The organism is [Clostridium] scindens (assembly GCF_019597925.1).
Taxonomy (GTDB): domain Bacteria; phylum Bacillota; class Clostridia; order Lachnospirales; family Lachnospiraceae; genus Clostridium_AP.
This window is the reverse complement of the sequence record NZ_CP080442.1, coordinates 1,454,007-1,468,270: the sequence shown is the minus strand read 5'-3', so window position 1 is coordinate 1,468,270 and position 14,264 is coordinate 1,454,007. Positions and strand designations below refer to the sequence as shown.

The following is a 14,264-nucleotide window of genomic DNA, read 5'->3' as shown; positions in this document are numbered from 1 at the left end:
TTATGTATTATTTCTTATAGGGCGTTCCCTCCAGAGGCAGCTGCGTCTGGAACTTGCCGTTCCATCTGTAATATGCCCCGGCTATGGCAGGCGCCGTCGGAATAGAAGTGATCTCTCCGATTCCGATTGCCCCGTATGCCTCCTCGATGCCCGGCTTCTCCACAATAATAGACTGTAATTTGGGAACCTTGTCTGCTTTGAACAGCCCCAGGGTTCCGAATTTCGCCTTCGGCATCCCCTCTTCCAGAGGGAACCTCTCCGTCAGGGCGAATCCCATGCCCATGACTACGCCGCCTTCAATCTGGCCTTCCACGCTCAGCGGATTGACCGCCTTGCCAAGGGCATGGGCCGCCGCCATTTTCTTCACGGTTCCGTCCTCATTCAGCGCGCACAGCTGGGTGGCGTATCCGTAGGCCACATGGGATACGGGGTTTTGCACGTCCGCCCCCATCTTATCCGTCTTTGCCAGATACTCTCCATAATATTCCTTTCCTTCCAGCCCACCCAGGCTATGCTCTTTTAAGTCCTCGCACAGTTTCAAGGCCGCCCGCCTGGCTGCCTCTCCGGTTACCAGCGTCTGCCTGGAGCCGGATGTGGTGCCGGAATCCGGAGCCATGGAAGTATTCGGCCTGCAGTATTCGATCTCGTCAAGCGTAAGGCCTGTGGTTTCCGATAGCACCTGCACCAGCACGCTGCCTAGTCCCTGCCCGATGCAGGAAGCGCCGGTATGAATCTGGACCTTCCCTTCCTTGACCAGCAGGCGGCAGCGTCCCCAGTCCGGCAGTCCTACGCCCACGCCCGCATTCTTCATTGCACAGGCGATTCCGGCATAAGGCTCGCTGTCATAGATGTCTTTTACCGCTTCCAGCGTCTCTGCCACTGCTGTGGAAGGATCCGCAATCTGGCCATTTGGCAGTACCTGTCCCGGACGGATCGCGTTGCGGTAGCGAATCTCCCATGGCGAGATCCCCACCATTTCCGCCAGCTGGTTCAAATTCATCTCCGACGCAAAGCAGGTCTGGGTCACGCCGAATCCACGAAATGCCCCTGCCGGAGGGTTATTGGTATAGACTGCCGTACCGTCGATGTCTATGTTCTGGAAGTTATAGGGTCCGGCCGCATGGGTACAGGCCCGCTGGAGCACCGGCCCGCCAAGGGATGCGTAAGCGCCGGTATCTGACACTACTTTTGCTTTCATCCCTACCAGGTATCCCTCTTCGTCACAGGCCGTAGTCACGTCAATCCACATCGGATGGCGCTTTGGATGAATCAGGATGCTCTCTTTCCTGGTCAATTTCACCTTCACGATCCGCTTGGTCAGATAAGCGACCAGCGCCGCATGGTGCTGCACGGTCACGTCTTCCTTGCCGCCGAATCCGCCTCCCACCAGTTTATTTTCCACAATGATCTTTTCCCTGGGAAGGCCCAGCATCAAGGAGCACTCATGCTGCGTGTCATAGGTTCCCTGGTCTGTAGAGTAGATGAATACCCCGTCGTCAAAAGGCATTGCCACCGCTGTCTCCGGCTCCAGGAAGGCGTGTTCTGTCCAGGGGGTCTCATAATGATTGGTCACCTTATACTTTGCCCCGGCGATTGCCTGGCCTGCGTCTCCCCTTATCAGATGTTCATGGGCCAATATATTGCCGCTTTCATGAACCTTTGGAGCGCCTTCTTTAAGGGCCTCGAATGGGTCGAATACCCCTTCCTGCACTTCATAGTCCACTTCCACCAGGCTCTTCGCCTCTTCCAGCACTTCCATGCTTTCCGCTGCCACCAGGCAGATGGCATCTCCCAGATAATGAGTCATTCCTCCTACCGGGATCAGGGCATCCCAATCCTGCTTCAGATGGCCCACCTTGATATCGCCGGGAATGTCGTTGGCGGTAAATACGCCTACGACCCCTTGCAGTCCCCGGGCTTTCTTTGTATGGATCGCCAGCACCCGGGCCCTGGGATACTTGGATCTGACCGCGCTTGCATAGATCATGCCCTCCAGATAGACGTCGTCCGGGTATTCCCCCGTCCCCAGCACCTTTTCTCGCGCGTCGATCCTCTGCATGGCCATTCCCACAGGAACCTTTCCCTGCTCTTCCTCCACCGGAAGACCTTCTCTTAAGATCCGGGCGCTTAAAAGAATCGCCTCAATGATCTTCTTATAGCCGGTGCACCGACAGACATTATTACGGATTGCCGCTATGACTTCCAGCCTGTCAGGAGCCGGGTTTACATCCAGCAGAGCCTTGGCGCACATGACCATTCCCGGGATGCAGAACCCGCACTGTACAGCCCCTGCCTTGGCAAAAGCATAGCCATATACGTCCTTTTCCCGCTGGCTTAATCCTTCCACCGTAAGAATCTTCTTTCCTTCCATCTTTGACACCATCGGAATACATGCCCTTGTAGCCTTCCCGTCCACAATCACCGTGCATGTGCCGCATGCGCCTTCGCTGCATCCGTCCTTTACCGATGTCAGGCGAAGGTCATCCCTTAAGTACCGGATAAGCTTCTTATCCGTCTCTGACTCATAAATTTGTCCATTTATATGTAACCGATACATAGAACCCCTCCCTACTCGGTCATATCTTCTTTCCTGTCTATATCCCGCAGTTCTTCCTTTGCCGTCTCCAATACCAGGATGTCCCCGGGATAATTTTTCATTACCTGGCGTCCTCCGGTATCTCCGGCAAGGCCAAGCAATTCCTTAAAGTATCTCTGATCCCAGACTACTGGATTCCCTGGCCGTCCGTTCCTTCCCGCGCATACGATCTTCCCGGGATTCTCCTGTGCCTTTCGCAGCAGGCGGCTGATGGTATCGGCCTTAAGTTCCGGCTGGTCGCACACGGCGAACAGGACGCCTTTCAGTTCCGGATTTTCTGCCATGGCCTCCCGAAGGCCCAGAATCAGGGAATGGGAAATGCCAAGCGCGGGCTGCTGATTTACAACCGCCTGCATGCCCAGCCTTTCGGCATCCTCAAGAATCTCAGGATAGCGGCTCACCACAATCCTATAAAGGGCCGGAAACGCGCTTAAGACTTTCAGCATATGCTGGTACATGGGCATGCCTTTCGTCTCCTCAAGCAGCTTGTTGGCGCCATACCTGACACTGCTTCCGGCAGCCAGAAGGATGATGGCATACTTGCTGCCCCATTCATATTTCTGCCGCTCATACCTTGTCACTGCCTCCAGCACGCCTCCGCCGATGCTCCTCGCCTTATCCGATATGCTCTCGCAATACTCCCGGCACTGGCGCGCGTCAATATCGCCGATTTTTAATCCCTTTGTCACACGCACGCCCGGCTGCAGCATTCCCCGGACAATTCCCGTCATCTCGGCATATACTGCGGCGCTGCCTGTCTCTGCCACCTTCTGTCCTTTTTCCACCACATCGCCGATCGTGGCGCAAGGCTCCATGATTCCGTCCGCCTGGGCGCGTATCAGCCGTTCGGACGCATATCCTCCGATCTCTCCTGGCACGCCCGTATCAGGGATAGCACACCCTTTCGCAATCACCCGTCCAAGATCGTGCCCCCGCTTCGTCTCAATGACAAAGTGGCAGTCCTCTCCTGCGGTGAAGCCCGGGCCAATTCCGATGACCAAAGGCGCATCCGTGATGCAGGTCCCTATATTACGCTTTGCCATCACCGCGTCGATCACGACTTCCGGCTGATATGCTTCCCGTATGCTTGCGGTCTCATCCACGATCACCGCAATCCGGCCTTCTTCCAGCACCTTTTCGGCTCCTTTAAGGTCCCGCACCAGTACCGCGCGCACATCCTCCACCTGGGCTTCCCCTTCATAGACCGCTCTGGAAAATGCAACAGATCTTCGCACAGTAAGAGGAACCGCGATCTCTGTCATCACTATCTTATAACCGCACGCATGCAGCCTCGCCGCAATTCCTGTGGCCAGATCCCCCGCGCCTTTTATCAAGATCTTCATTCTTCTGTCTCCTCCTGCCCGCCTATTCTTGTCTGCCCCGGTACCCGTAACTGTTCGGTCTCTTCTGACAGCCCCGTCGTCCTGTGTACTCTTCGAACGCCTTGCCGGAAAAGTTCCTCTCCGATTCCAGCCGCTGCCTCTTTTAACCTTTCATCGTCTGCCTGATTCAGAATCACCTGATAATCCATAGAAGAGGCAACGCCTTTTCTTCCGCCTTTTCGGCTTGCGGCTAATATCGCTATATCATGAGTGGTCAGGATGTCCTGACCACTCTTTCCCAATATTTCCTCCACCTTATCAACTCTCAGGCAGGAATCTTCGATGGCTGCGCCGATTGCCTGCAGCCCATAGACCGACAGCACCAGGACCGAATCGGGATGAAGTACCGGCTCGTAGTCCGCCGGCGCCTTGCAGGGACGCCCTTTCGCGCCATCTGCCTCAATTAGCACGCAGGCTCCCATCGCAATTGCCTCGTCAAGCAGTTTCTTCTGTTCCTGTTCCGGAAATGCTTGGATCTTTCCATTCCCGCAGGGATCTCCCATCCAGACCTTTCCCGTATCCTTCAGAATCTGTCTCATGCGTTGCACGGACGGCTTATCCAGGAAATAAGATGCTTGGATCTGCTGGATGTGGGTAGTGGTGGATACCACGACGGGAATGCCTCTCTTTTCATGCTCTTTCATAAGCCTGGCAATTACCGTCGTCTTTCCTCCTGCTCCCACGACCGAGAGAATCCCGGGCTCTCTGTTATTCAATCCTAGTGCTTCATACAGGCTGCCTTGCTTTTTCCAGCCGTCCTCTATAAAACTTTCTATCCTCATGCTTCTGCCTTTACATACGTTCCTTGATATGCCTCTTTCACCTCGCCATTTTCCGCCACCAGGGTTCCCCGCAGATAGACCTGCTCTGCCCTTCCTTTGACCTGCGTTCCTTCCATCGGGCAGAACCCGGATGCCGACTGCTGGTTTTCGGCGGCAAGAGTCCACGCAGTCTCAGGATTCCACACCACGATATCCGCGTCGCTTCCCGGCAGGATTGCCCCTTTCCTTGGATAAAGGTGGTACAGTTTCGCCGGATTCTCCGCCAGATAGCTGCACATCTGCTCCAAAGTAATCCTTCCTTCATTCACGCCGAAATGATAGATGAGCGCCGGACGCTCTTGTGCGCCTGGCATGCCGCATGGCGTTTTGGAGAAGTCTTCTGCCCCCATCTCCTTCTGCTGGGCGGTAAAACTGCAGTGGTCTGTTCCAATCGTCTGTATCGTTCCCTCCTTCAGGGCATTCCACAGTACTTCCTGGTCTTCCTGATTCCTTAAAGGAGGTGCGATCATATATTTCCTGGCTTCCTGTCCTTCCAGCTCATATCTGCTTCTATCCAGCAGAAGGTACTGCGGACAGGTCTCCACATACACCGTCTGCCCTGCCTCCCTTGCACTTCGGATCTCTTCGTATCCTTCCTTGGAACTTAGATGCACGATGATGACCGGAGCATCCACGCATCTGGCTATCTTAAGCAGACGGCCGATTGCCTCGGCCTCAGCCAGGGCCGGCCTGGTATCCGGATAATCCGCCACATTTTTCCTGGAACCTTTGTTCCTTAGCGTCTCATCAAGCCTTGCCCCGATGATGCCATGGTTCTCGCAGTGCACGCCTGCGATCCCGCCCAGTTCCTTAAGCCTTAGAAGAACCTCATACATGCTTTTATCATCTACCATCATGGCATCGTATGTCATATATAGTTTGAACGAATGTATTCCGCCTGCTGCCACCGCTTCCAGTTCCTCGCAGATCTCTTCCCTCCAGTCCGACAGGGCGAGATGGAACGCATAATCACAGCTGGCCTTGCCGTCCGCCTTTTCATGCCAGTGCTGAAGGGCAAAGGAAAGGCTCTCCCCCTTATTCTGAGTGGCAAAGTCGATGATGCAGGTGGTGCCTCCTGCGATTTCTGCCTTGGTTCCTGTATCAAACCCGTCAGCAGTCACGGTACCCGACACCTCCAGATCCATGTGGGTATGCGGGTCAATGAACCCAGGAAACAGTAGTTTCCCCGTCACGTCTACTATCTCTGCGTCTTTAAATTCCAGATCCTCGCCCATGGCAAGAATCTTCTCACCCTTCACCAGGACATCCATTTTCTTAAGTCCGTCACCGCTTACCACGGTGCCGCCGCGGAATAATCGTTTCATAGCATCTGCCTTCTTTCTATACAAATCTTAGTTATTATTTATAGAGTAAATATATATAGTCTCTGCACACGGTCTCTATCAGTCTCATAAGGCCCAGCGGAAGCTTCGCATCTTTTCCCTTTTCCCATGCGAACTCTTCGCCCAGATACCGCACCTTGCAGGAGGCCTTTTCCCTATCCAGCACTGTAAATCCCTCATTCCTGCTGTCTGCCATATCTTCCTCGCTGGCGAACAGGGTAAACTTATCCAGATAAGGCGCGCTTTCATATGGACAGAAACTCTTGCAGTTACCACACTCATTACACATATAGTCTACATGGATGACCTGCCTTTTGTCCATACCCGGCACGTGAATGGATATATTTGCCCGGTTTGGACAGACATCCACGCAGTTTTCGCATACGGTAGAGCAGCTTAGGCATCTGTCCGCCTCCTTCTGTCCCGGTTCCGCGAGAATTCCCTTCTTTGCGTAGATCTCTTCTTCCCTGGCTGCCCTCGCCATACTGCCGGATATTTCCATGCCCAGAATAGATTCCGCTGCCTTTATTGCATTGGCCATGCCCTTTACCACCAAGGATGGTCCGAATAATCCATCTCCGATCACATAAACGCCCTTCCGATTTGTCTCCAGAGAATCGCTTACCAGGGCGCGGCCCTTGCCGTCCACATGGATGCCGTTGGCTTCATAGAAGTCGGTAGGAACCTGTTCGCCGACTGCCGCGATCACCGTATCCGCAGGAACTTCCTCTGTCTGATCCGTTACGATGACACTGGCGCGTCCGGAGCTATCTGGCTCGCCAAGCCTCGTCACCTTGCAGATCAGGCGGCCTTCTTCCATCCGGTCCGGAGCCAGCAGTTCTTTAAACTCCACCCCGTCCTCAATCGCCAGCAGAAGTTCATGCTCGTCTGCCGGCATATACCGCTTCGTGCGCCGGTATGCCAGGTAGACGTGCTCTACGCCCGCGCACCGCTTGGCTGCCCTGGCCGTATCCATGGCCGTATTGCCGCCTCCGATCACCACCACATGTTTGCCAAGATTGACAGTTCCCTTCGCCCGATTGAATTCTTCCAGAAACTCCAGCGCATTTCTTACTTCCTTGCCATCCAGCTTGAACTGTCCCCGCTTATACGCGCCTACGGCAAGAATAACCGCATCATATTCTTCCTGAAGTTCCTTGACGGAAGTCACTTCCCTGCCATAGAAAACCTTAACCCCCAGTTTCTCAAGCAGAGCAGCATCCTTTTCAATCACGCTGTCATCAATCCGAAAGTCCGGAATCACCGCGCTCACGATTCCGCCCAGTTTCTGCCGCTTTTCATAGATGGCGACGTCAGCCCCCATCCTTGCAAGATAGAAGGCTGCCGCCATGCCGGATGGACCTCCTCCAACGATGGCCACCTTCTTATGGCAGCAATCCTCCTTTTTCAGAGAGGAAAGAACAGACTCATATGCGGCTTTTGCACACTCCAGCTTGGTATCGCGGATCTGTACCGGCGACTCATAGAAGTTGCGCGTGCAATGGCTCTGGCAGCCGTGGGCGCAGATGGTTCCCGTAATAAATGGCAGCGCATTCCGGTTCAGGATAACCTGCAGTGCCTCCTTATATTTCTCTTCCCCTGCCAGCTGCATATAGGTGCTGACTTCCTGGTGGATGGGACAGGCATCCTCGCAAGGTGCCGTGTAGCAGTCAAGAAGCGGAACCTTTTCCTTCGACTTCCTGGATACCGGCAGTTTTGCCGGCTTTACATGATGCCTGTCTGTAATGGCATCTTCCGCTACCCGCTTCAGTGCTTCTACATCGATTCCTTTAAAAGGCAAAACCCCCATATCGTCCAGCGTCTCTGCCATCTGCTTAAGCCTCTGGTATCCGCCGGGCTTTAAGATGGTAGTGGCTACCGTTACCGGCCACACGCCAGTTCCCACGATCTTGCCTATATTAAACGCGTCCGCGCCTCCGGAATAGGCGATGCGAAGGTGCCCTTCAAATGCTTCGGACAATTTTGCGGCCAGCGAGATGGATAAGGGATACAGAGACTTTCCTGACATATACATCTCTTCGCTTGGCAGTTCCCCGGCCTTAACATCCACCGGGAAGGTATTCGTAATCTTGACCCCGAATTCCAGATCCAGGCTCTTTGCCAGTTCCATCAGTCTTCCAAGCATTGGGATGGCATCCTCATATTGAAGATCGTCTTCAAAATGGAAGCGCCCGAACGCCACATAGTCATATCCCATCTTATTAAGCGTTTCCCGGGCAAACTCATAGCCAAGCAGCGTAGGATTGCACTTGATGAATGTATGCATCTTCTTTTCTTTTAGCAGATAGTCGGCAATACTTTCAATTTCCTGAGGCGGACATCCATGCAGCGTGGAGATGGTGGCTGAGTTACAGATGCAGGCTGATATCCCTTCAATATCTTCCTTCGCCACATTTTGAAACTCCGACACATGGTCCAGAAGATACTGCCTGCATTCCCTGAACGTCTCGGTAGCAGATGCATCCTTCATGCTTTCGATAAAGGTGTCAATCTTCTTCGACTTGATTCCTGCCAGATCATAGCCTACGCTGATGTTGAACTGGTAGCCGTCCATGCTGCCAAGGCCATACTCCCTGGCCATGAATGCCAGTAGGAACCACGCCTTGATATATTCTTCCTGTGCCTGAGGCACATACAATTCGGTGGACCACTCGCAGTTATAACACTCGTCATCCGCTTTGATGCACGGCTTATTTACGCATGCCGCCAGTTCCGCGCCGTCCATGATCTGCACCGTCTTCAGTTCAAAGAATCGGCTGCCCGCATAATAGGCTGCCGCAATGTTCTGGGCCAGCTGGCTGTTTGGCCCGGCAGCCGGGCCGATGGGCGTCTCCAGATTTCTTCCGAAGATGGACAGGTTCCTGCCTTCTGCCGCCACATAAGGTCGGCGTACTCCAAATACGGTTCCTTTTGTATCATGCTCTGTCCTGATCCAATCTAACAATTGCTCAAAAGGCATGCATGTCATAATATCGCTCATATACCCTTCCTCCTAATCATTGATGCTCTTCCACAGTTTCGCAGACTCTTCCCTGCATCTTGCCATGGTTTCTTCTACATCGATCACTTTCACTTCCCGGTCCTTCATAAGTACCTTGCCGTTTCCGACGGTGGTCACCACATCTCTCCCGGTCATTCCAAATAAAATATGGCCATTGATATTGTTCTCATCCAGGTGGGTGGGCGGATTATAGTCTACGACGATCACATCTGCCGCGGCCCCTTCTTTCAGCACGCCAAGAGGCGCTTTAAAATAGCGGCCAGCAATAACGGCGTTGTTCTCAAAAAGCATCCTGGGCACTTCGCCCCATGCCGCATTGGGATCGCACAGGTGATGCTTATGCAGCACGTTGGCTACCTTGTAGGATTCCGTCATATCGTGGGTATACCCGTCGGTTCCAAGTCCGGTCAGTATCCCGCGGCGCACCAGCTCCATAGTCGGGGGACAGCCACAGGCATTGCCCATATTGGATTCTGGATTATGGACCACCATCGTGCCCGTCTCCTTGATTAGATCCATCTCGTGGGAATTAATATAGATACAGTGGCCAAGCAGCGTCTTCTCTCCCAGAATATCCCAATCCATCAGCCGGTCCACGATCCGCTTGCCATACTTCTTCAGGCAGTCATGAAGGTCTTCGATTCCTTCGGCCACATGGATATGATAGCCTGTCTCTTTTGGCTTATTGGCAGCTGCCAGTTCCATAGTCGCGTCCGAGATGGTAAACTGCGCATGCATTCCCATCATTCCTGCCAGCATATCTGAGTCATCCTGAAGCGCATACTTGATAAACGCCGCATTTTCCATGACCGCCTCTTTTGCCTTCTCCATGCCGTCCCGGTCCGATACTTCATAACACAGGCAGGAGCGTACGCCCAGTTCCTTCGCCACCTCCGCGATGGTAAACAGGCTGTCTTTGATATGCCCGAAACTTGCATGATGATCGAAGATCGTTGTCACGCCGTTGCGGATACAGGAGATCATGGTGTCAGCCGCGCTGTATCGAATCTGTTCTGGCGTAAGTTTCCTGTCGATGGTCCACCACTGGCCATCCAGGATGTCCAGGAACCCTTTCGGATGATAGCCCTTAATACTTAATCCTCTGGCCATGGCGCTGTAGATATGCTCATGGGCATTGATGAACGCCGGCATGATGACTCCGCCTCTGGCATCTATGTATTCTGCATCCTTATATTTCTCTTTCATATCTTTGGTGGCTCCTATTTCTTTGATCCGGGTTCCCTCGATAGCCACTGCCCCGTCCTCTATAAAAGGGAGATTAGCGTCCCTTGTAATGGTCTTTCCATTTCCGATTATTAACATATGTCCGCCTCCTATTCTGCTGCTTCTTCTTGTTCTTTTGGAAGTACCTGGTTTAGCACCACCGTTACGATCGTGGATAGTACCACCGCTGATTTTCCGAAAATCAGGGTTACCCATCCCGGAAACATGGCCAATGACTCCGGCACCAGAGTAATTCCCACGCCTAAGGCAACGCCAAGTCCTACCACTGCCGAATTACGGTATCCCATCTTTTCCTTCGCGATCAGCTTCATTCCCGTCATAGCTATGGATGAGAATACGCTGATCGTCGCCCCACCAAGCACGCAGGCCGGAATCGTCGCAAGCACGGATGCGAACTTCGGTATGATCCCAGCTGCCAGGATAATCCCTGACGCCATATAGAATACCCTTTTTGCCACAACCTTGGTTGTCGCCACAATTCCTACATTCTGGCTGAATGTCGCCGTCGGAAGGCCGCCGATGCAGGCCCCGATCATGCTTCCCAAGCCATTGCCTATGATGCCTCCTGACAGTTCCCTGCCCGCAGGCTCCCTGCCAAGGCCGCCTTCCGTGGTGGCAGTAAAATCTCCGATGGCCTGTACGGAATTGATGATATAGAGAATAGCCATCGTAATAATAGAAGAAGGCTCAAATCTGATTCCAAAATGAAACGGCTTCGCCAGATGGAACCATTCTGCCTGCTGTACCGGCATAAAGTCAATCATTCCAAGAAACATGGCCATGCCGTAGCCGGCCAGGATTCCAAGTAATATGGAAGATAGCTTCACCGCGCCTTTTCCGAAATGATTCAGGATCGTGACAATCGCCAGCGTCACAAGCGCGATCGTCCAGTTCTGCCAGCTGCCGTAATCCTTGCTTCCGCTTCCCCCTGCCATATAGTTGATGGCTGTAGGGTACAGCGTAATCCCAATTACGAATACCACCGTGCCTGTCACCATAGGCGGAAACAGGAATCTGAGTCTCTTAATAAATATTCCCACCAGTATGGCAGCCAGGGAGCCAGCCAGCTGGGCTCCGAACAAGGTTGCAAGGTCAAACTGCTCCGCAATCCCCTGCAGGCTTGCAAGATAGGCAAAACTGACCCCGATAATGACCGGCAGCCCGGAGCCTATCGTATACTTGAAGGAAATCAGCTGGATCAGGGTGGATATGCCTGCGATCAGAAGCGCTGACTGCACCAGAACCGTAATATCCGCCTGGCTGATCTCGCCTTTTCTTTGCGCGATTCCTCCTATTATAATTGCCGGGGTTACACATCCTACGACCATGGCTACCACATGCTGCAGTGCCAGGGGAAATGCCTGACGGGCCGTAGGCTTTCCGTCCAGCTTAAATAAGGCATCTCCTGCTTTACTTACTTCGCGTGTATCCATTTCTACCTCCCGGTTATCTCCCTTGACTATCCAGGGAGAGCCTTGCTGCAGACCGCCCGGACACCGGCCGTTCCCATGGCGCCCACCGGCATCTTCGCAGTCTGCGTTATAAAATTGTAGTTTCTGTCTCTTGTATAAAGGCTCCAAGACCGGGGAGACCGAACCAATATACGAAAGACTGATATTTGCCGGTTCTTCCCTGCGGATTTGGGATTCGGATATCTGTCGATTTCTCTGTCCGCATCAGGCAGGAAAGACCATGCAACCCGGCATTCTGCTTAATATTTCTCTTCTGTTCCTTTGCTGTTTTTCGTACACTTTTTACAAAGAACCCTTCTGTTTCTACCATATTATCATCATTATATATAAATTGCAATGGATTTTACAAAAATATTTTTGTTTCCTAAAAAATTTTTAGATTTTCTATTGATTTTCTAAAATTATCTGCTATGATGAACTTAGGGAGACGAAAAACCTTACGAAGGAGGTACGATCATGGCAGGGTCCAGGTTAGACATGTTAAAACAGATTGCTACAGGACTTGCAGCCCAGTTCGGCGATAACTGCGAAGTCGTGGTCCACGATCTGGCACGCAATGTAGCGGAAAGTTCCATTGTCCATATTGAAAATGGCCATATTACAGGAAGGAAGGTAGGCGACGGGCCGTCCGGCGCGGTGCTCAATGCAATCCGCCATCAGGACGGACCGCTTGCCGACAGACTATCCTACCTGACCAAGACGGACAGCGGACGCATCTTAAAGTCCAGTACCATCTATATTAACGACGACAGCGGAAAACCGCGCTATATACTATCTATTAATTACGACATCACCAACCTTCTGGCTCTGGAAGGGAGCATCCACTCTCTCACCGCCTGCAAGGTTCCGGAGGAATCCGGCAGCGAAGATTCCAACTCGCCAAGACGGATCACCCACGACGTGAACGAACTTCTGGATGAATTAATCGAGCAGTCCGTAGCGCTGGTCGGAGTACCTGTACCTCTGATGAGCAAGGAAGATAAGATTAAGGCAATCAATTTCCTGAATGATGCAGGCGCCTTTCTTATTACAAAATCTGGAGATAAAGTTGCCAAATACTTTGGCATCTCCAAGTACACGCTCTATAGTTATGTAGATATCAACAAGTAAATATATGATTTGGAGGAGATCGATCATGAGCAAAGCATCAGATAATCAATTAAAATGGACACTCAATACCATGCCAAAGACGGATGACCTGCAAGTAAGCAATATGTCGGAGGAAGAGATGGCGAAGGCGCACGCCTTTCATCAAAGTTTTCCCCAGTATAGCGTGACCCCGCTGACCAGGCTTTCCAATCTGGCGGAGTACTTGGGCCTGAAACGGCTGTACGTCAAAGACGAGTCTTACCGTTTTGGCCTGAATGCCTTCAAAGTATTGGGGGGTTCCTACGCCATCGCAAGATACATCGCGCAGCAGTTGGGAAAGGATGTAAGCGAGGTTCCTTATAATGTGCTTACTTCCAAAGAACTGCGAGAAGAATTCGGCCAGGCCACCTTCTTTACCGCGACCGACGGCAATCACGGAAGAGGCATTGCCTGGGCTGCCAACAAGCTGGGCCAGAAATGCGTGGTAAGAATGCCGAAAGGCTCTACCCAGACCCGTCTTGAAAATATCGCAAAAGAAAATGCCACCGTAACCATCGAAGATCTCAACTATGACGACTGCGTGCGGATGGCCGCCAGGGAAGCCGAGAATACGGAACATGGCATTATGGTGCAGGATACTGCATGGGAAGGCTATGAAGAGATTCCTACCTGGATCATGCAGGGCTACGGAACCCTTGCCCTGGAGGCTGACCAGCAGCTTGCCAAGGATGGATGCCGTCCAACCCATATCTTTATCCAGGCTGGCGTCGGATCCCTTGCAGGAGCGGTCATCGGATATTTTGCCAACCGCTTTAAAGAGAATCCTCCCATCATGGTCGTCGTGGAAGCCATGGCTGCCGACTGCCTCTACCGCTCTGCCGTCAAGGGCGACGGAAGCAGAATCGATGTCACCGGGGATATGCTGACTATCATGGCCGGCCTCGCCTGCGGGGAAGCCAACACCGTATCCTGGGATATCCTGAGAAATCATGCGGACGCGTTCGTATCCTGCCCGGACTGGGTAAGCGCCAACGGCACACGCATCTATGGGGCGCCTCTTCGCGGCGATGACAGAGTCTTCTCCGGCGAATCCGGCTCCGTCACCATGGGACTGGTTGCAGCCCTTATGACCAAGCCCGAGTATAGAGAGTTAAGGGATGCACTGAAGCTGGATGACAGTTCCGAAGTCCTGCTGGTATCCTCAGAAGGCGATACCGATCCGGACCGTTACCGGGAAATCGTCTGGGAAGGCTTATGTGGAACCGATAAAGAACCATTTGAAGGCATATAGGAG

General features: G+C 52.8%; 10 protein-coding genes. 2 read left to right on the top strand and 8 right to left on the bottom strand.

The features are described from left to right. Positions 1–7: 7 nt before the first annotated feature. The 8 genes from xdh to K0036_RS06945 all read right to left on the bottom strand — a co-directional run bounded on the left by xdh (position 8) and on the right by K0036_RS06945 (position 12,191). Positions 8–2,557, bottom strand: coding sequence for a selenium-dependent xanthine dehydrogenase (gene xdh / locus K0036_RS06980; protein ID WP_220431040.1), 2,550 nt, complete (start codon positions 2,555–2,557; stop codon positions 8–10). Positions 2,558–2,568: 11 nt separating this feature from the next. Then, the gene (yqeB, locus tag K0036_RS06975) at positions 2,569–3,939 is read right to left on the bottom strand and encodes a selenium-dependent molybdenum cofactor biosynthesis protein YqeB (protein WP_220431039.1); all 1,371 of its coding nucleotides are present in this window, start codon (positions 3,937–3,939) and stop codon (positions 2,569–2,571) included. Continuing rightward, positions 3,936–4,760: a selenium cofactor biosynthesis protein YqeC gene (gene yqeC / locus K0036_RS06970; protein ID WP_220431038.1), complete on the bottom strand. Its 825-nt coding sequence runs from the start codon at positions 4,758–4,760 to the stop codon at positions 3,936–3,938. Before yqeC ends, yqeB begins: the two co-directional genes overlap by 4 nt. Beyond that, complete coding sequence (hydA, locus tag K0036_RS06965) at positions 4,757–6,124, bottom strand: dihydropyrimidinase (protein WP_220431037.1); 1,368 nt, start codon at positions 6,122–6,124, stop codon at positions 4,757–4,759. The genes yqeC and hydA overlap by 4 nt, the downstream gene beginning before the upstream one ends. Positions 6,125–6,158: 34 nt before the next feature. Then, a complete protein-coding gene (gene ygfK / locus K0036_RS06960) occupies positions 6,159–9,143 on the bottom strand; it encodes a putative selenate reductase subunit YgfK (RefSeq protein WP_220431036.1) in 2,985 nt (994 codons plus the stop codon). A 12-nt stretch (positions 9,144–9,155) separates the two neighbouring features. Beyond that, positions 9,156–10,487 (bottom strand): putative aminohydrolase SsnA, encoded by a 1,332-nt coding sequence (gene ssnA / locus K0036_RS06955; protein ID WP_220431035.1) that lies wholly within the window; start codon positions 10,485–10,487, stop codon positions 9,156–9,158. 11 nt (positions 10,488–10,498) lie between these two features. After that, positions 10,499–11,842 (bottom strand): uracil-xanthine permease family protein, encoded by a 1,344-nt coding sequence (locus K0036_RS06950; protein WP_025644074.1) that lies wholly within the window; start codon positions 11,840–11,842, stop codon positions 10,499–10,501. Positions 11,843–11,948: 106 nt separating this feature from the next. Beyond that, the gene (locus K0036_RS06945) at positions 11,949–12,191 is read right to left on the bottom strand and encodes a hypothetical protein (RefSeq protein ID WP_155854995.1); all 243 of its coding nucleotides are present in this window, start codon (positions 12,189–12,191) and stop codon (positions 11,949–11,951) included. A gap of 146 nt (positions 12,192–12,337) precedes the next feature. Between K0036_RS06945 and K0036_RS06940 the strand changes: the two genes are divergently transcribed. Next, positions 12,338–12,991: a helix-turn-helix transcriptional regulator gene (locus K0036_RS06940; RefSeq protein ID WP_025644078.1), complete on the top strand. Its 654-nt coding sequence runs from the start codon at positions 12,338–12,340 to the stop codon at positions 12,989–12,991. 25 nt (positions 12,992–13,016) lie between these two features. Beyond that, the gene (gene dpaL, locus K0036_RS06935; RefSeq protein ID WP_220431034.1) at positions 13,017–14,261 is read left to right on the top strand and encodes a diaminopropionate ammonia-lyase; all 1,245 of its coding nucleotides are present in this window, start codon (positions 13,017–13,019) and stop codon (positions 14,259–14,261) included. The last annotated feature ends 3 nt before the right edge of the window (positions 14,262–14,264 follow it).